General features: G+C 69.2%; 15 protein-coding genes and 1 pseudogene. 3 read left to right on the forward strand and 13 right to left on the reverse strand.

Going from position 1 to position 17,382, the window contains the following annotated elements:
* Nucleotides 1–2: 2 nt before the first annotated feature.
* The 6 genes from AB0F81_RS00520 to AB0F81_RS00545 all read right to left on the reverse strand — a co-directional run bounded on the left by AB0F81_RS00520 (nt 3) and on the right by AB0F81_RS00545 (nt 6,995).
* Nucleotides 3–752 (reverse strand): hypothetical protein, encoded by a 750-nt coding sequence (locus AB0F81_RS00520; RefSeq protein WP_360188716.1) that lies wholly within the window; start codon nt 750–752, stop codon nt 3–5.
* Nucleotides 749–1,663, reverse strand: coding sequence for an ATP-binding cassette domain-containing protein (locus AB0F81_RS00525; RefSeq protein WP_360188719.1), 915 nt, complete (start codon nt 1,661–1,663; stop codon nt 749–751). The genes AB0F81_RS00520 and AB0F81_RS00525 overlap by 4 nt, the downstream gene beginning before the upstream one ends.
* Nucleotides 1,664–1,826: 163 nt before the next feature.
* The gene (locus AB0F81_RS00530) at nt 1,827–4,277 is read right to left on the reverse strand and encodes an FtsX-like permease family protein (protein WP_360188722.1); all 2,451 of its coding nucleotides are present in this window, start codon (nt 4,275–4,277) and stop codon (nt 1,827–1,829) included.
* 17 nt (nt 4,278–4,294) lie between these two features.
* Nucleotides 4,295–5,029: an ABC transporter ATP-binding protein gene (locus AB0F81_RS00535; RefSeq protein ID WP_360188725.1), complete on the reverse strand. Its 735-nt coding sequence runs from the start codon at nt 5,027–5,029 to the stop codon at nt 4,295–4,297.
* Nucleotides 5,030–5,133: 104 nt separating this feature from the next.
* Nucleotides 5,134–5,790: a response regulator transcription factor gene (locus tag AB0F81_RS00540; RefSeq protein WP_360188728.1), complete on the reverse strand. Its 657-nt coding sequence runs from the start codon at nt 5,788–5,790 to the stop codon at nt 5,134–5,136.
* Nucleotides 5,778–6,995: a sensor domain-containing protein gene (locus AB0F81_RS00545; protein ID WP_360188730.1), complete on the reverse strand. Its 1,218-nt coding sequence runs from the start codon at nt 6,993–6,995 to the stop codon at nt 5,778–5,780. The genes AB0F81_RS00540 and AB0F81_RS00545 overlap by 13 nt, the downstream gene beginning before the upstream one ends.
* Before the next feature lie 119 nt (nt 6,996–7,114).
* Between AB0F81_RS00545 and AB0F81_RS00550 the strand changes: the two genes are divergently transcribed.
* Nucleotides 7,115–7,339 (forward strand): hypothetical protein, encoded by a 225-nt coding sequence (locus tag AB0F81_RS00550; protein WP_360188733.1) that lies wholly within the window; start codon nt 7,115–7,117, stop codon nt 7,337–7,339.
* Here the strand turns inward: AB0F81_RS00550 and AB0F81_RS00555 are convergent.
* Entirely contained in the window at nt 7,318–8,580 is a 1,263-nt protein-coding gene (locus tag AB0F81_RS00555; RefSeq protein ID WP_360188736.1) for a serine hydrolase domain-containing protein, read from the reverse strand. The two genes, AB0F81_RS00550 and AB0F81_RS00555, sit on opposite strands and share 22 nt — an antisense overlap.
* 127 nt (nt 8,581–8,707) lie before the next feature.
* Between AB0F81_RS00555 and AB0F81_RS00560 the strand changes: the two genes are divergently transcribed.
* Nucleotides 8,708–9,559, forward strand: coding sequence for a helix-turn-helix transcriptional regulator (locus AB0F81_RS00560; protein ID WP_360188739.1), 852 nt, complete (start codon nt 8,708–8,710; stop codon nt 9,557–9,559).
* Here the strand turns inward: AB0F81_RS00560 and AB0F81_RS00565 are convergent.
* The 3 genes and pseudogenes from AB0F81_RS00565 to AB0F81_RS00575 all read right to left on the reverse strand — a co-directional run bounded on the left by AB0F81_RS00565 (nt 9,550) and on the right by AB0F81_RS00575 (nt 13,082).
* Entirely contained in the window at nt 9,550–10,323 is a 774-nt protein-coding gene (locus AB0F81_RS00565) for an SGNH/GDSL hydrolase family protein (RefSeq protein ID WP_360188742.1), read from the reverse strand. The genes AB0F81_RS00560 and AB0F81_RS00565 overlap by 10 nt on opposite strands.
* An 848-nt stretch (nt 10,324–11,171) precedes the next feature.
* Nucleotides 11,172–11,858: pseudogene (locus AB0F81_RS00570) on the reverse strand (MFS transporter); the annotation flags it as partial.
* A gap of 195 nt (nt 11,859–12,053) precedes the next feature.
* Entirely contained in the window at nt 12,054–13,082 is a 1,029-nt protein-coding gene (locus AB0F81_RS00575) for a polysaccharide lyase family 7 protein (protein ID WP_360188745.1), read from the reverse strand.
* Nucleotides 13,083–13,743: 661 nt separating this feature from the next.
* On the opposite strand from AB0F81_RS00575, the gene AB0F81_RS00580 reads away from it, so the two are divergent.
* On the forward strand, nt 13,744–13,977 hold the full coding sequence (locus AB0F81_RS00580) for an FCD domain-containing protein (RefSeq protein ID WP_360189059.1): 234 nt from the start codon (nt 13,744–13,746) through the stop codon (nt 13,975–13,977).
* Nucleotides 13,978–14,917: 940 nt separating this feature from the next.
* Here AB0F81_RS00580 and AB0F81_RS00585 read toward each other — a convergent pair.
* The 3 genes from AB0F81_RS00585 to AB0F81_RS00595 form a co-directional block, all read right to left on the reverse strand.
* Entirely contained in the window at nt 14,918–16,003 is a 1,086-nt protein-coding gene (locus AB0F81_RS00585) for a hypothetical protein (protein WP_360188748.1), read from the reverse strand.
* Between the two features lie 132 nt (nt 16,004–16,135).
* On the reverse strand, nt 16,136–17,095 hold the full coding sequence (locus tag AB0F81_RS00590) for a DUF1963 domain-containing protein (RefSeq protein WP_360188751.1): 960 nt from the start codon (nt 17,093–17,095) through the stop codon (nt 16,136–16,138).
* On the reverse strand, nt 17,092–17,322 hold the full coding sequence (locus AB0F81_RS00595; RefSeq protein WP_360188753.1) for a hypothetical protein: 231 nt from the start codon (nt 17,320–17,322) through the stop codon (nt 17,092–17,094). The genes AB0F81_RS00590 and AB0F81_RS00595 overlap by 4 nt, the downstream gene beginning before the upstream one ends.
* Nucleotides 17,323–17,382: the final 60 nt, after the last annotated feature.

The raw sequence follows: 17,382 nt of genomic DNA on the forward strand, positions 1-17,382 counted from the left end.
TCTCACGCGTCCCGGCGAACCACGGCGAGGGCGCCGAGCAGGGCCGGAACCGCCAGCCACACGACGACGACGGGCAGGGCACGCGAGAACGGATCGGTCATCAACTGCGACGCGGCGGCGGAGAACGCGAGGCCGGTCAGGTCGAACCGCACCCAGATGTCGAGCACGGCCAGCATCAATCTCAGCAGTAGAAGGACACCCAGCGTGATAGCGACGCCGGCCGCCGTGTTGCGCACCAGCAGCGTGACGGCGTACGCGAACAGTCCCACGAGCACGCAGTATCCGATCTCGCCGCCCAACAGGCTCAGCACTGTGCCGAACGGCACGTCGGTCAGGGCGGCCCGGCTCAGCAGAGGAAAGGCCGCCGCGTACCCCAACCCCAGTGACAGGGTCGCCAGCAGGGCCGCGACCACCGCGACCACCAGGGCCTTCGCGGCGATCACCCGGAGCCGGCGCGGTACGGCCACGAACGTCACCCGGATCGCGCCCCCGCTGTACTCCGAACCGAGCACGAGCACCGCCAGGACCAGGACGGGGATCTGGAGGACGCCCGAGGACCAGGAGATGACGTCGGTCGCGGCGTCCCGTGCGGTCAGGCCCTCGGCGAACACCGGATCGGTATAGGCGGCGCCCGCCAGTGCGGCGCCCGCGATGGCGAGGACCACCGCCGCGACAGCGCAGGCCCGAAAGGAGCGCAGCGTACGCACCTTCAGCCATTCGGCCGCGAAGAGGTGCGACATGCCGGTGCTCATCGTGGGAGCCTTTCCATGAGGTGGCGGGCGTGGTTCTGGGTCAGGGCGAGGTAGGCGTCCTCCAGCGAGGCGGGGACGGAGACGTTCTCCAGCAGCAGGATGCCGGAGCGTTGTGCCAGTACGGCGACGTCGTCAGCGGTCATCCCGGTGACCTCCAGGGTGCCGTCCGGGCGCCGGGCTACCGCTGAGCCGTGCTCGCGCAGCAGTCTCTCCAGATCCTCCGGCTGATCGGTGCGGGTGTGCACCGTCCGGGTCGCGTTACGCGAGATCAACTCGACGACCGGGGCGTCGGCGATCATCCGGCCCCGGCCGAGCACGATGAGCCGGTCGGCGGTCTGCGCCAGCTCGCCCATCAGGTGGCTGGAGACCAGTACCGCACGTCCCTCGCGGGCGAGCGACCGCAGCAACGACCTGATCCAGATGATGCCGTCGGGATCCATGCCGTTCGCCGGCTCGTCGAGCAGCACCGCCGCCGGATCACCCAGTAGCGCGGCGGCCAGACCCAGCCGCTGGCGCATGCCCAACGAGTACCCGCCGACGCGCCGCCCGCCGACGTCGCCCAACCCGACCATCTCGAGCAGTTCGTCAGCGCGACGGTCGGCGATGCCGTGCGTACGGGCCAGGACCCGCAGATGGTTGCGCCCGCTGCGGCCCGGATGGATCGCCCCCACGTCGAGTAACGCACCGACCGACCGCAACGGCGCGTCCAGATCCCGATACGGCCGGCCGTCGATCAGGCACTGCCCGGACGTCGGCCGGTCCAGGCCGACCATCATGCGCATCGTCGTGGACTTGCCCGCACCGTTCGGACCGATGAACCCGTTGACGACACCCGGCTCGAGCCGGAACGACACGTTCTCGACCGCGGCGACGTCGCCGTAGGTCTTGGTCAGTTCATGGACTTCGATCACGGGAACGACGCTACGGACGCCACGTCCTCCGGCCATCCGACCACGGTGCCCTCTGCCATTGGTACCGCGGTACCAAACGGCCGCTATCGATCGGCGCGTCTTCGCTTCGCCACTTCTTCGCTTTGCCACTGGACGTGCACCCGGGCACAGGGTCAAGCCGGGCCTACTCCTTGACGCCGAGGTGTTCCAGCGGCGGCACCCGCAGCAGGCGGCCGATCGGGAGGATCGTCGTGGTCAGCGCCAGCAGCGCGGTGCCGCCGACCACGATGACCACGCCCAGCGTGGGCACGTACGGGACGAGGTCGCCGGTCAGGGCGCGGACCACCGCGACGAGAGTGAGGGCGGCGATGGTTCCGCCGATCACCAGAGCCACGCCGAGCAGACCAGCCTGCTCAGCGTGCACCATCCGGCGGGCCTGCCCGGGGGTCACCCCGACGATGCGCAGCAGCGCCAGTTCCCGGCGCCGGGCCAGCGCGGCCATCACCATGGTGTTGGCCACCGACAGCACGGCGTAGCCGACCATCACCCCGACAAGCATCTTGTTGAGCCAGGCGGACAGGGCGAGGTCGGCGGCGAGCCGGCCGGTGCGCCGGTCGGTGTCGATCAGCGTGGCCGCCGGGCCGAGGGTGGCGAGGCTCGGGTCCGGCACGGCGCCGGGTTCCATCTTCACCAGCACCTCGTCATCGGTGTCGCGGGCGGTGTGGCCGGTCACCGCGTCGTGCGGCAGCACGATGTCGCCGAAGCCCAGTCCCCGGTCGTAGATCGCCGCCACCCGCAGCGTGACCGGGGTGCCGTCGCCCAGCCACAGCGACACCTCTTCGCCGAGGTCCCAGCCCTGACTCCCGGCACGGATACCGGAGACGGCCATCGCCTGTCCGTGCAGGTCCGCCATGCTGCCGTCGGTGACGCCGAGATCGAATGTGGACACGTCGTCCACGGCTGTCACCGGTACCGTCTCCACCTCCCCACCGAAGATCTTGACGACGACGGATGTCTGCCGGACCGCCGTGGTCGACTCCACGCCGGGCAGTCCGCGGACCTTCGCCGCCGTCGTGGGCGCGAGACCGGCCGGTGAGCTGAGCGCCCAGGACGCGAGCTGGCCCTCCCTGGCCTGGATGAGGGTGCTGCGTTCGAGGTTGTCCTGGAGGAACCAGACCGAGCCGCCGAAGCCGACCGAGAGCACGAGGCCGGTCAGCACGGTGGCTGTTCCACGGGCGTTGGCTCGCAGGTTGGCGACGGCGAGGTGTCCCGCCGCACCCCAGATTCGCGGCAGCAGCGGCTGCAGCAGGCGGGTCGCCGCCCGGTTGATCCAGGGAGCCAGCAATGCCACCGCTGTCACGTACAGATAAAGCACGCCGATCGCTCCGGCAAGCGCGACCTGACCGCCGGCGCCTACCGCGACGGCGCTGGAGCCGGCCGCGCCGGTGAGGGTGACCAGGCCGATGATCAGCCGCACCCGGCCGCGGCCGCCGGGTTCGACGGCGACCTCCCCGAGGGCCTCGACCGGGCGGATCCCGGTGACCCGGCGCGCCGCGAACAGCGCTGCCAGCACGGCGACCAGGATCGTGATCAGGGCGACGAACGCCACCGACAGGAAACCGGCTGCCGGTGGGAAACCCTCCGGCAGGAAACCCCGAGTGGTCAGTTCGCGCCACACCCATCGGGTGGCGAGCAGGCCCGCCGGAACACCGAGCGCGACACCTGCGGCGCCGATCAGCGCGGCTTCGGCCATCACCATCCGGCGGACCTGGGCCGGTGTGGCGGCGACGGCGCGCAGCAGGGCGAAGTCGCGGCGGCGGTGGCGGACGGAGAGACCGACCGTGCCGGCGGCCACGAAGACGACCAGCAGGACGACGTAACCGCCGAACGAGGCGCCGATCTGCACCAGCAGATCGGCAGCGGCCGTGTCGTCGGTGCGTTCGAGCCGCCCACGGGCGTCACCGGTGTACACCTCGGCGCCGGCCTCGGCAGCCAGCCGGCGCACTGCGGCACGGTCCGCCTCGGGCGCCATCGTGAGACCGATGGCATCGACGTGGTCCGGGCGCGGGGCGAGCGCCGTCGCCCTGCCCTCGGTGAAGAACACCTGGGCCGCACCGGTCTCCGCGATGCCGCTGACCCGGTAACTCACGGCGACACCACCGACGACCAATTCGGTACGGGTGCCGGGCGAGGAACCCGCCGCGATGGCCGCGTCGAGCACGACCTCGTCATCCTGGTGCGGTGCTTCCCCCGCGACCAGGCGGTACGGTGCGAGCGACGCACTGTCCCAGCCGCGGCCCACAGCGGGACCGGCGGTGGTGAACAGCGGGATGGCCCGGTCGGCAACGGCGGCCGTCACTCCCGGTACCTGCCGCAGGCGCTGCGTCAAGCCGGCCGGAAGCGTGCCGCCCTCGGGCAGAGTCACCCGGTTGGTCAGCGTGGTTCCGTCGAAGTCCTTGCTGGTCACGGTGAGTTCGGGACGGGCGATGACCAGGTCGGCTGCGGCGTAGCGCCGCGGCTCCGGCCGGTGGAGCAGCCCGGATTCGATCAGGACGGCCATCGAGGCGAGGATCATCGCGCCGACGGTGAGGGCAAGGAGGGTGGCGAGTGCCGAACCCGGGCGGTGCCGGAGCATCCGAGAGGCGAGCCTGATCATCGGACGGCGCCCCGGCAGTCCAGGGCGGCAAGCTGCTCGGCGATGCGGGCCACGCCCGGCTGTGAGGTGTCGGACACGATCCGGCCGTCCGCGAGAACCATGACCCGATCGGCATACGAGGCGGCGACCGGATCGTGGGTGACCATGACGACCGTCTGCCCGTGCTCGTCGACGACCGCCCGCAGCAGGGCGAGAACCTCCGCTGCGGTGTTGCTGTCGAGCGCGCCGGTGGGTTCGTCGCAGAAGATCACGTCGGGCCGGGTGGCGAGGGCCCGGGCGATCGCGACTCGCTGCTGCTGACCGCCGGACAGTTCCGCGGGCCGGTGACGCAGCCGCTCGGTCAGCCCGATCCGCTCGACCACGTAGCCGAGCCAGGCCCGGTCGGGGTGCACGCCCGCGAGTCGCAGCGGGAGCACGATGTTCTCCTCGACGGTGAGCGCGCCGATCAGGTTGAACGCCTGGAAGATGAAGCCGATCCGATCCCGGCGCAGCACGGTGCGTTTCGCCTCGGTCATCCGGGAGATCTCGATGTCACCGATCCAGACCCGGCCGTCGCTGGGCCGGTCGAGGCCCGCGGCACACTGCAGCAGCGTGCTCTTGCCGGACCCCGACGGGCCCATCACCGCGGTGAAGGTGCCACTGCCGAACGTGGCGTCGACGCCGGCCAGGGCGGTCACCGCCGCAGAGTTACCGCGGTACGTGCGGGTGAGTTTCTCGACCCGGACCGTCATGTTCTTCCTCCGTGTGTCCTGACGTCAGTACGCACGGAAAACGCTATGGAGATCGGCTGCCGGCTCCCATCCCGCTGGCCGCCCGATCACCGGTACAGCAGGCGCTACCGTCGCACGGTGCCGTCGAGGTAACGCAGCACTGCGGTGACCCGGCGATCGGCCCGGTCGGTGGGAGCAAGACCCAGCTTGGCGAAGATGCTGCGGATGTTCTTGTGGACCGCGCCGTCGGTCACGAACAGGCGTTCCGCGATGGCGGTGTTGCCGAGGCCTTCGGCCATCAGGGCGAGCACCTCGCGCTCGCGCGGGGTGAGCCGGCCCAGCCCTTCGTCGGACCGGCCGCGAGCCAGCAACTGACCGACCACCTCGGGGTCGACCGCGGTACCGCCCTCCGCCACCCTGTGCAGCGCGCTGAGGAACTCCTCGACCCTGCCGACCCGTTCCTTGAGCAGGTATCCGAGCCGCTCGGCACCGCCGGCCAGCAGTTCGGTGGCGAAGGTCTGCTCCACGTACGCGGACAGCACCAGCACGGCCAGGCCGGGACGCTGACGGCGGGCTTCGCCGGCGGCGACAATGCCTTCGTCGGTGTGTGTCGGAGGCATCCGTACATCGACGATCGCGACATCCGGCCCGTGCTCGCTCACCGCCGCGAGGAACTCCCCGGGCGTGCCGGCGGTGGCCACCACGTCCAGGCCCTCGGCCCGCAACAACAGTGCGAGGCCTTCGCGCAGCAGGGCGTCGTCCTCGGCGATCACGATCCGCACGGCAGCTCCACATCCATCGTCGTCGGCCCACCCGCTGGGCTCGTCAAGGTGAACCGACCGTCGTGCGCCTCGACCCGGCGCCGGATACCGGCCAGCCCGGATCCGGCGCTCTCGTCGGCCCCGCCCTGGCCGTCGTCGCCGACACGGATCATGAGCTTGTCGCCGTCGATGCGCACGGAGACGGTCACGCTCGTGGCACCGCTGTGTTTGACCGCGTTGGTCAGTGCCTCGGCAACCACGAAATAGGCGGTGGCCTCGACCGACACCGCACATCGAACCGGTAGATCGACGTCGAGACTGCAGGGCAGCGCACAGCCGGCCACGAGACCGTCGAGCGCGCCGGCCAAACCTCGGTCGTCGAGCACCGGGGGAAGGATTCCGCGGACCACCGTACGGAGCTCACCGAGCGCCTGCTCGGCGGCCTGCTGTGCCCGATCCAGCAGTTCCGCGCCGGTCGCCGGGTCGCGGTCGAACGCCCGGCGAGCCGCACCGAGCAGCACGGTGACCGCGACCAGCCGGTTCTGTGTGCCGTCGTGCAGGGAGCGTTCGATGCGGCGCAGCTCGGCGGCGTGGGCGTCGAGCGCCGCGGCTCGGGTCGCCGTCAGCTCGGCGACGCGCAGGCTCAGATCCGCGCCGGGAACCGGCCCCAGCAAACGCCGGCCCGGCCATGCCTGCGCCCGCGCCAGCCGGCCACCGGCAACGAGCAGGACGACCAGCCAGCCCACCCCGACCAGTGCCACCCCGATCGCCTCGACCAGCGTGTCGGCGTTCCAGAACGGGAGGTTCGGAGCGCTCTCGCCCGGTGGCACCAGGTGGTACCAGAACGGGAACGTCAGGGATTGCAGCGCCGAGAGCGGCAGCGAGAGCCCGAACAGGCCCGTCGCGAAGCCGAAGAAGGCGTGCACCGGCAACCAGGCCAGCTCACGCCGGACAGCCGGATCCCGCAGGGCGGCCAGCGGCCGGTCCGGCACCGGAGCCGGGCCGACGATGCCGGGACCCCAGCGGGAGAGGCGGCCCCGCTCCCGGTCGGCGATCGAGCGGACGACCCCCAACGCGCCGGGAATCAATGGCACCCCGATCCCGACCAGGCTCAGCACCACGACGCCGAGCAGCCAGAACAGCCCGGTGATCGCCAGGATCGAGGTGCCGAGGCCGCCGACCAGATGTTCCAGCGCGTCGACCGCGATGCGCATCCGCCGCCGCATGCCACCTCCCGTGCGAAAGACTAGGCCGCTGCGGCTCGACGGGCAGTACAGCAGGCTGTACCACTGATCGTCGCGGTGGCGGGATCGTCGCGAAGCGCCCGGATTCCTAGCGTGAAGTCATGACGAATCGCTACCGCATCACCGACGTACCCGATCCCTCGACCGGCCCGGTGCGTGCCCGGCGCCTGCGCCCGACGCTGTGGCTCCTCCTGCTCGTCAGCCTCACGTTCAACGCCGCCGCCTCGACGATCGGGGCGACCGTCGTCAGCATCGTCTTCGGGTTGCTCACGCTGGCGTGCGCTGCCGGGTTGGTGGCCGACCACTACCGGCACCGTGACCGATGATCCGCGGAGTCGGGTCGCTGCGGCATCTCCCCGAGCACGCTGACGAATAGCGCCTCGCGCAGCGCCACCTCGCGCGGGTCGTCCCACAGGTGGAAGCCGAGCCGGTTCATGGCGTAGGCGAAACCGACGCCCGTGTCCGGGTCGGCGAAGCCGAACGAGCCGCCCAGGCCCATCGTGCCGAACGCCGTACCGGAGGCGGACCCGAACCGGAACGCCGGGAACGGCTTCACATAACCCAGCGAGTACTGGGTGGGCAGGCGCAGCACCTGATCGGCGAGTCCCCGGGACGGCGTCCGCGCCGGGTTCTTCAAGGCGTCAAGCGTCGACGCGGTGAGTCCGAGCCCGGCGCCACCGGCCGCGGCGTCGCCGTAAAGCCGCGCAATCGATCGGACCTGGCCGATGCCGTTGACGGCCGGGATCTCCGCGGCCTGCACGTCGGGCCGGTTGATGTTCTCGGGAACGCCGAGCACCCGCGGGTTCTGGAACGCGCGGGCGGTCAAACTCCGCGGGTTCGCGAACGCCCATGCGAAAGCCGGCGGCATCGCAGTGACGTGCAGCATCATCTCCCAGGTCCGGAAGCCGTGGATGCGGGCGATGCGACTGCGATCGGCGCCTTCCGGCAGTCCGATGTGAAAGTCGAGGTCTAGTGGCGCGGCCACCTCCTCGGCGAAGAACCGCCCCAGGTGGCGGCCCTGCGGGTCGACCCGGCTGACGAGCTCGCTCTCGTACCAGCCCAGCGTCTGGCCGTGATAGCCGTGCCGCTCACCCGGCGTCCATGCCGGCCGCTGCTCCGCCAGCGCCGCGGCCAGCGTCGCCGAGCCGGACAGGTCGGCCAGATCGAGCTGGCGGTCGATCACCGGCAGACCGGCCTGGTGAGAGAGCAGCTGGCGCACCGTGACGGCCGCCTTCCCGGCGGCTGCGAACTCGGGCCAGTAGGTGGCCACACGCTCGTCGTAATCCAGCAGGCCGCGAGCGTGCAGCACCGCGACCGCCATCGACGACACACCCTTGCTGGTCGAGAAGACCGGCACCATCGTGTCGCGCTTCCACGGCTCGCGTGCCACGCCGTCGCGGTAGCCGCCCCACAGGTCGACCACCTTCCGGCCGTCGCGATAGATCACACAGGCGGCGCCGATCTCCTGTCCCAGCTCGAAGTTGCGCCGGAACGCATCGGCCACCGGGCCGTAGCCCTGCTCGACATCACCGTGAACCATGGCCGACGGCACGTGAACCTTGAGCACCAACTCGATCTCTCCTCATCCGCAGGACACCGAACGGTGGCATGAGGCGCGGGGCCCTACCAGGGATCAGCAATCCCTGGTGAGCAGGCACAAGGGGAGGTCAGAGGCCACGTCGTAAGATCACGAGGTGAATCGCGAAGAGTTGGCAGACTTTCTGCGACACCGCCGGGCGGCCCTCACCCCCGCTCACCGCACGACTCGCCGAACCCGCGGATTACGACGCGAAGAGGTCGCGGAACGCGCCTACATCTCGATCGACTACTACACCCGGCTCGAACAGCGACGCGGCCCGCGGCCCTCACCCGAGGTGGCGTCGGCGCTCTCCCGGGCACTGGACCTGACCGTCGACGAGCGCGACCACCTGTTCCACCTGATCGGCCACAACCCGCCCCAGCAGACCGCGGACCTGGAGCGGATCGATCCAGGGCTGCGCCGAGTGCTGCACGCCCTCGACGGCAACCCCGCGATGGTCATGTCGAATCTGGCCCACACCCTGTTGCAGAACCCGTTGGCCCTCGAATTGTTCGGAGATCAGACGCACTACACGGGCCTGGCCCGAAGCGGCTACTTCCGGTGGTTCATGACGCCGCAGGAACGCAGCATCTACCCCGAGGACATCTACGCCGCCCAGAGCGCGACCTACGCCGCTGCCGTCCGCGCCGCGGCGGACCTGGAACCCGATCCCACCGAAGCCGAGCAGATGATCGCGACGCTGCTGGCCGAGAGCGCCGAGTTCCGCAGCCTGTGGGACAACCACGAGGTACGGCTCTGCCGTCAGGAGACCACGTCGCTGCTGCACCCGACGGCGGGCCGGGTGGACCTCGACTGCGAGGTCGTCTTCAGCCACGACCGCCGGCAGCGGATGCTCGTCTTCACCGCCCGCAACAGCAAGGACCTGCGACACCTGGTCGCATCCGGTCGGTCAGGCGACTCCACCACCCTCGAGGACGTGGGATCAGCTGTCCCTCATCACCCATGATGTGGCAGGACGCCTTCCGCACGTAACGCGGCCAGCAGCGGTGGCAGACAGACGGCGGCCGTCCGGGCGTACCCCTCCGGAGAAGGATGAAAGCGGTCGGTGCCGAACATGCGTGCCGGATCGGCTTCGAAGTAGGGGTTGAGCAGCTCGGCCAGGGCGATCGGATAGCCACCGGCGGCCTCGACCTCGGCCGTCTGCGCGGCCGCCAGCCACCGGCTGCGCAGGGATGCCAGCCAGCGCAGTGGTGGCCGCAGCGGTGGCAGGATCCGCAGGTCCGGGCAGGTACCGACAATGACGTGGCAGCCGGCGGCCCGGAGTCGGCCGACCGCGTCGCCGAGATGCCGTGCCGCTGCCCTGAGCGGCGCGAACCGGGTGACGTCGTTGCCGCCGACGAAGATGATCGCGACGTCCGGCTCATGGGTGAGTGCGGCGCGCACCTGGTGCGTCAGGTCCGAGGACATGGCGCCGACGAAGGACGGCTGATGCAGTCGGACCGGTCGGCCGGCACGGCGGGCGAGGGCGGTGCCCAGCAGGACACCCAAGGTCTCCCGGCGTCTGCCGGCCCCGTAGCCGGCGGCGAAGGAGTCCCCAAGAATCGTCATGGTCAGCGGTGGGCCGGGAAGCCGCGAACCGATCAGGCCGTCCGCCCGAGGCGGCGGTTGCATCGCGACGGGAACGACGCGCTGCACGCCGCGAGCCTGTCCGACGATGACCACGACCGTGCCGGCCAGCACGGCCACCACCGCACCGAGAAGCACGGTCACCGACGAGGGCCTGGATGGTGGGTGCGACGTCGCATGCGGGTCTCCATTCGACCTTCCGCACGAAGGCAGTTCCTGACCGAGGACGTCGAACGATCACATGCGGAGAATGGCCTCACCAGGGACCGTCGATCCCTGGCAGACGGAACGCCGAGCGGCACCCGAATCACGGGCGAATCCACGAGCCGGGCGGCCTGCTGACGGGACGCCGGAACCAAAGGACGGAAAGCAAAATGGCCGCGCCTGCGTTTCCGCAGGTCACGGCCATCTCAGTGAAGCGCGCCCGAAGGGACTCGAACCCCTAACCTTCTGATCCGTAGTCAGAAGGTTAGAATTCGAGACCCTTCGGTTCTACTAAGAACTTAGCAGCACCAAGTGGAGCGCGCAAACCCTTGCTACCAGCGGTTCGTGTATTCGCAGGCCAGAGCCGGTGCCGAGGAGAGGCATACCGAGCCATCACATCCGGATCGCTGCCACAGGGGCAGACGTGCTGATTTAGTTCCGGTTGTGCTGGAAGGGTCGCCAACATCCGATAGCCACCCGGAGTACCACGCCGATCAACAGTCGGAGTCGGAGCAGTGTTTCTTCAGCCGCCGGATACGGGGGAACGGCAGTGCTGACGGTAAGGACGTGTGTTAGATCTTGCCGTGTCAATCCGCGCCGGGTCGTCGCCGGGTGCTGATTGACAGTGCCATCAGCGCCCGGCGTTCTCACGCGGTGGTGTGTGGTTCCGGCGGTGGGCGAGGCGTGAGCAGCCCACGATGGCGATCGCGGCGACGGTGCAGCAGCCGGCGACGGTGGCCAGGACCGGGGTGTAGGAGCCGGTGGTGGCGTGCAGGGCGGTGGCGGCGGATGATGCCCCAGACCACGGTGTGTATCCCGAAAACGATCAGGATGGCGGCGGCGACGAGCGGCGTCGTGGTGATCGCCAGGGTGGTGTGGGTGATGACCTCGACGACGAGGCCGGCGCGCAGCAGGGTGCCGGCCCCTCAACTCCTTTGCAGCTTCGGCGCGAGCACGGTGCCGAGCAGCCCTCCGACGGCGAAGGTGGTCAGTAGGAAGCCGTAGCCGACGTCGGACAGGCCCAGCCGTTGCCGGGCGTAGAGGACCAGGGTGGCGAAGGCGGCACAGAACGCGACGTTCGCCAGTCCCATGCTCACGGCGAGTGTGCGCAGCATGCGGTGGTTCCGGAGCCAGCGGACACCGTCGGCGATCTCCGCGTGCAGGCCCCGACGTGGTGTGGACGGCGGCGCGGGGATCGGTTTGATCGTCGCCACCAGCGCTGCGGCCACGGCGAAGGTCAACGCGTTGACGCCGAACGGCACGGCGGCGGCGATCACGAACAGCCACGCACCCAGCGGCTTGGCAGCGAACTGGTTGGCGATGGTGAAGGTCGCCATCAACCGGGCGTTGGCGGCAGCCAGGCGGTCCGGTGCCACGATGGCGGGTAGGAACGCGCCGGAGGCGGTGTCGGCCAACGTTTCCCCGGTACCGAGGAGGAAGAACACCGAATAAACCATGGCGACCGTGACGGTGTCGGCAGATTTGACATCACAGAGGGACAGGGGAAGTGCTGGGCTGCGGCGATTCCGGTTGCGACCGATGGTGAGGGACGGTACGCATGCCCATGAGCCCTCACCATCAGTGCCGCTGCCTGATCCGCTGGTCAACTGCGTGAGCGGCCGGTTCTTGTTGTCGCTTGCCTACCTGGACGCTCGGGTTGCCGGGGCCGGTTACTGGAGCGGACCGCCCACGTGCACCAGGTTTCGGAAGGTGACCCGGGCCTTGCCGATGTGGGAGTCGGAGAAGTACTGCCGCCAGAGTTCCTCGGTCTTCTCGACGTTGTCGGACTCTCCGTACGGTTCCCAGCCGGGGTATTCGCAGTCGAGATCGTTGGTGACGTTGCAGCCGCTCTCGGCGTCCTGGGCTTGGACGTAACTGCCGAATTTCATGTATGACGCAGCGGAGTCCGCCATGTCGTAGGTGAATTTCACTTTGTTGCGGCCGACGACCGAGCGGACGGCGACCACACCGTGGTCGTTGATGAACTTGTATTTGATCGTGTCTCCGCTCTTGATGGTGCCGAGGTCGAAGATCTTCTCGTTGATCTCACCGTCGCCGCTCACGGAGCCAGGGATCTGAACGCGGGCGTAGACGTCGAAGACGCCGTTGCTGGGTACGCCTTCAAGCCGCGGGTAGTCGTCGAGCGCGAAATTCTCCTCGCCTTCACCTTTGAATATTCCGAGGGCGCTGGAGTCCTGGACATAGAGCTTGAACTGGGTGGAGAAACCGGCGCCGCTGCCCGCGTGAATCTGTTGGGCGATGAGCTTGACCCCGTCATCAAGGTTGAAGGTGATGTCGGCCGAGAGGGACTCGTAGATTTCGTCCGACGCCTTCCGGGCGTCCTGCGGTGTCTTCAGCTCGTCGCGTGGTCCACCGCCGTTCCCGGTGACGGTGAACGTCTTCAGACCGTCGAAGTTCAAGACGTAGGGTTTGCTGGACCGGACGTAGTCGCCCGCCTCCGAGTCGTCCCAGACGGCGGGGTCGAAGCGGCCGCCGGGCAGATGCGGCGACGTGTGGGCGGGGGTGGGTTTCGGACGGCCGACACCTCGGTCGACGTGGTCGCTGCCGAACCGCGGGTTGACCGATTCGACGGCATCGACGCCTGCTGCGGCGGCGACAGGACTGAATGTTGCCATGGCGATCAGGCCGATTGCTGTCGCGTGTGCCGTGAACAGCGCCCGCTTGCGAGTTGTTGTCACGAGTGTGCTCCTCTTCCGGTGTGGGACGGGGCGTTGGGGGTGATCGGCCGGCAGGCGGTCGATGGCCAGCCGGGATAGTCGTGAGACCAGGTCCTCAGCACGGTGGTGTCGGCACGGATCCGGTGGCGTCTATCGCGACCGGTAGCCGGGGGCAGTGCTCTGGTGGTGTGGCGGGTAGATGACGAAGGTAGTGCCGGTGACGTCGGAATCGGCCAAGGTGATCGCGCCGTGGTGGCGTTCGACGATGGTGCGGACGATGACCAGCCCAGTCCGGTTCCGGGGATGCGCCGTGCGAGGGAGGTGGAGGCGCGGTAAAAGCGGCGGAACAGGTGGGGTCGGCCGACTGCGGGCACAGCCCTCCCTAACTTCGGGACGACGGCCGCACGACCGTCGGGTCGCCTGCGCGGATTCATGGCTGATCCTGTGTCGCGGTCGGCTGAACTCGGCCGGGACCGAAGAGGAAGGCTGCTGCGACAGCTACTCCCCACAGCGCGAAGATTCCCCATGGCACCCAGTGCGGGAGAGCGCCTTGCGAGTCGAGGAGTAGGCCGCCGCAAGTGGTTCCGATCGCCGATCCCAGCGACAGGGCCAGGCCGTTGGCGCCGAAGTACGAGGCGACCGCGCCGGGTGGCGCCAGCCGGGAGACGGCGCCGTTGAACTGCTGTACGAGCCGCTCGGCAACCCGCTCGTCATTCAACTGCTCGCCGCATTCTGGGACGTCTACCACGCCCTGCATGCCGAGCTCGACGAGGCCGACGAGACACCCACCGAAATCGCCGCACGGCACCGTCGCGTCTACGACGCGGTCCGTGCCGGCGACGCCGAGGAATCCATCGCCGCGCTCAGCGAGCACTTCAGCGGCATACGCCGGCGGCTCACTCCCGAGCAGAGCTGACAAGGCGCACCGTCGTTCACATCGGGTGGAGCCGGGCCGGCGACGCAGATACGACGCTTTCCTTGCGGCAGCATCGACTCCACCCGGTCGAGGACGAGTATGGAAAATTCGAGGCAGCCATGAGCATGCAGGGCTGCTGCCGTACTGGTGTCCGAGGTCAGACGTTCAGGGGCGTGCGGTTACGGTCCGCCTGGTCTGACGGGAACACGATCGGCGGGATCTCGAGCCATCTGAGGGACCTGTGCGAACCGGCACCGCGGTGGGTTCGCGCGGTCAGCCGAGATCGGCCAGCCGGAAGGACCCTTTGCCCGCGCATTTGGCCGCGTACATGGCTTGGTCAGCCCCGTGCAGGAGGCCGGCGGCGTCCGGTTCTCGGCGCTCGCGATCGCCACGCCGATGCTGGCGCGCACCCACACCAGTTCGCTGCCAGCCAACTGACTGGGCTCGCCGAGCATCGCGACGATGCGGTCAGCACCGCGCTTACGGGATTCTTGACCGAAGCAACTACCCAGACCCGCTCGGTGATCGTGCTCGACGATCCGGTGCCGAGCGAGTCCGCCGTCGCCATCATCAGTCCCGCCAAGGGCGGCGCCGCCCTCTGTGTCGAATCCGCCTCGGAACGCCTGGTCCTCCTCGACCACCTGCCCGCCGTCGCCGACGTGGCCCCGGTCCTGCTCAACCGCCTTGGCCCCGGCCGACTCGCCGACGGGCCGACCGGCCCTGACACTCGCGTTGTTTACGCGTCAGCTGATCGACGACGGCCGCATCCGCTACCACCCAGTGCGCCGCGACCGCGCAGCACCGACACCGGGCCCCGGCCAGTTCGGCAGTCCTGCCGCACCGAGTTCGGCTGCCGGATCGCCGTGATCGTCCGGGCTGCCCGGCACGTACCACCATCGTTGATCCACGGCGTACGGGGCTTCATCGCTCGGCCGATGGCTTACGAGCCGGGACGGCCGCGGTAGCCGATGGGGCCTTCCCCGGTGCGCTGGTACGTACCCAGGAACCCGTCGTCGGCGAAAGCGACCGTTCCATTGTTGCCGCGGCCGTCGCGCCAGCTCAACCTGGTAACCGCGCAGCCGGTCACACCCACCGCGACGAGCAGATCCCGGGAGCGGTGCCACCCACCGCTCCAGCCCTCCTCTGTGGTGAAACGCCGAGCCTGTTCGGCCCTGGAGCCACGCCCCGCGAGCCGACCTCGGAACTCTCTCGGCTGCTCCCCCGGCTGCCGGCTCCAGCCGTAGAAGGCAGCCTGCTGTTGCTCGAACGTGATCGCGTACTCTGCGCCGGACGTGTCCGCCCACGCCACCTGGTCCAGGAGGGCTTGCTCACCGCGGTCGATGAAAATGGTGACCTCGCCGAGGTCGGTCGCGTACCGCAGCACGGGCTCGGCGATGGCCTGCCGTTCCAGCGCCAAGCCCGCCTGGTCGTGCGCGTGCATGGGGTCGATCGTCACCCTGTACAACCACAGCGTGCTGCGAGCATCGGCGCCGCTGGCGATCCGCAACGTGTTCTGGCCGGCGACCAGGTCCTCGGCGGGAACCGCGAAGACCAGACGCTGCGGCAGACCACCGCCATTCGGGATCCGCAACCGGTCGGCCAACGGTTTACCGTTGAGGCTGACGGTAAGCGGCGCGTATCCGGGCTCGCGGAGAAGCATCGACGCGAGCGCCCGTAGGGCAACACACGCCTCCCGGACGACCACCGGGTCAGGCACGTCGAACACAAACTCGACCGATCCTCCGGCGCCGATGGCCAGGTGACCGCCAGCAGCCCAGGACCGCTCGACATCCGTGATGGTGACATTCCCTGTACGCGGCGGCTCGGAGCCGAAGTCTGCGTGGGTCGGTTCCATTTGGACCCCGGCACGCCGCGCTGTCACCGGCGCGGGGAACGACGGGTGCAACGGTACCTCGTACGAGGCAACGGTTTTCTGGTCAAAGGCGGAACCGGCCGTGGCGGCGCCGGAGGCAGTCGTGTCGGCACGCGCGGTATCCCACCGATTTTCGTCAGCAGACAAATGCATTCCGAGAAGATAGATCAATAGACGCCGGCTCACGTCCCACCGGAACATGCGTATCGGCCCAGAACGGTCGCTGACGTGTTCTTTCGACAAGGGCTTCGAGATCCGCCCGCCGGGAGAGCCACCTGCCCTCGCTCATTCGGTGAACTCGGTCCAGGAGATGGCGCGGTCGAACCGCTGGGCGGCGAGGTCGTCGGCGCGGATCATGAAGCGGCCGAAGTAGACGTCGTCACGAGTCCGGAACTGCACCAGCGGGAGCCACTCCCGGCGGACCCTCTGCAATTCCTGTTCCACGAGGAGGGCTTGCTGGGCGCGGTCGGCGCTGGTCAGGTGGCCTCGAAGCTTCGTCTCCGCCATCTCCAGCTCAGGATCGTCGTACAGGTTGCGGTAGGACCTGCCACCGGTGTTCCATGAGTAGCCGCCGAACTGGAAGGCGGTGAAGTCGGCGGCCGGCCAGAGCCGGTCGACCAGGGCACACAGTTCCCGACGGTGCGGCATGTCGCGCGCCAGCTGCTGCTGAAACACGGACAGGTCCGCATCCTCGGCGGTCAACCACGAGGGCAGGTCGGCGTGGACGACAGCGAAAAGGTCCTGCTCGGGGGCGATGAAGTCTCGGTCCTGGTAGTAGGGATGGGCAGCGTAGTCAGCCGGCAGCTGCGCGGTGGTCTCCGTGCTGGCCGGTACATGGAGCAGCCGCCCGTACTGCTGCTTGTCGCTGCGCTCACAGACGTCGTAGTCCTCTTCGTGATGCAGGAACACCAGCAGGGCGCCGTCCGGCGGTAGCGGTAGGCGCTCGACCCGCGGCAGCGCGGCACAGTCGAAGGACGCGATGAACGGCAGCGGGTAGCCCTCCGGGTCGGTGGGCCACGGCGTGCCGACCGGCAGCTGCGGCAGGCCGCCGGCCCGACCGACGAGCATATCGGCGAGCTGCCCGGCCGGGAGCCCCCGAGGATGCGCCACGATCTCGCCGTTGTGCTGCTGATTGGTCCAGATGGAGAAGCGCAGCAGCTCGGCGAACGTCGCCGTCTCGGTCTCGGTGAAACCCGCGTCGGTCGCGGCTCGCCGCAGAAGCCCGTAGTGATCCACGAACGTCATGCTGACAGATCTGGATTGACCGGCGGCGCCAGGCGTCCCTGTATCCGCTCTGCCGCCGCCCACGTCACCTCCGCGCCCCAGCGCAGCGGATCGCTGCGCCGCTTGCCCGTCGGCGGCTGTTCACAGCCAGCCGTCGAGGTGGTGGCGGTGGCCCGACCGGCGAACAAGACACCGATCACCGCAGTCGGTAGCTCCGGGTCCATGCCCGGCAACAACCGACGGATCATCGCCTCCGGCGGGCGTCGCCTACGCCCGCGGCGAAATCCACTCCGCTCTCGACGGCGCTG

It is taken from the genome of Actinoplanes sp. NPDC024001 (assembly GCF_040638955.1).
In the GTDB taxonomy this organism is placed as follows: Bacteria; Actinomycetota; Actinomycetes; order Mycobacteriales; family Micromonosporaceae; genus Actinoplanes.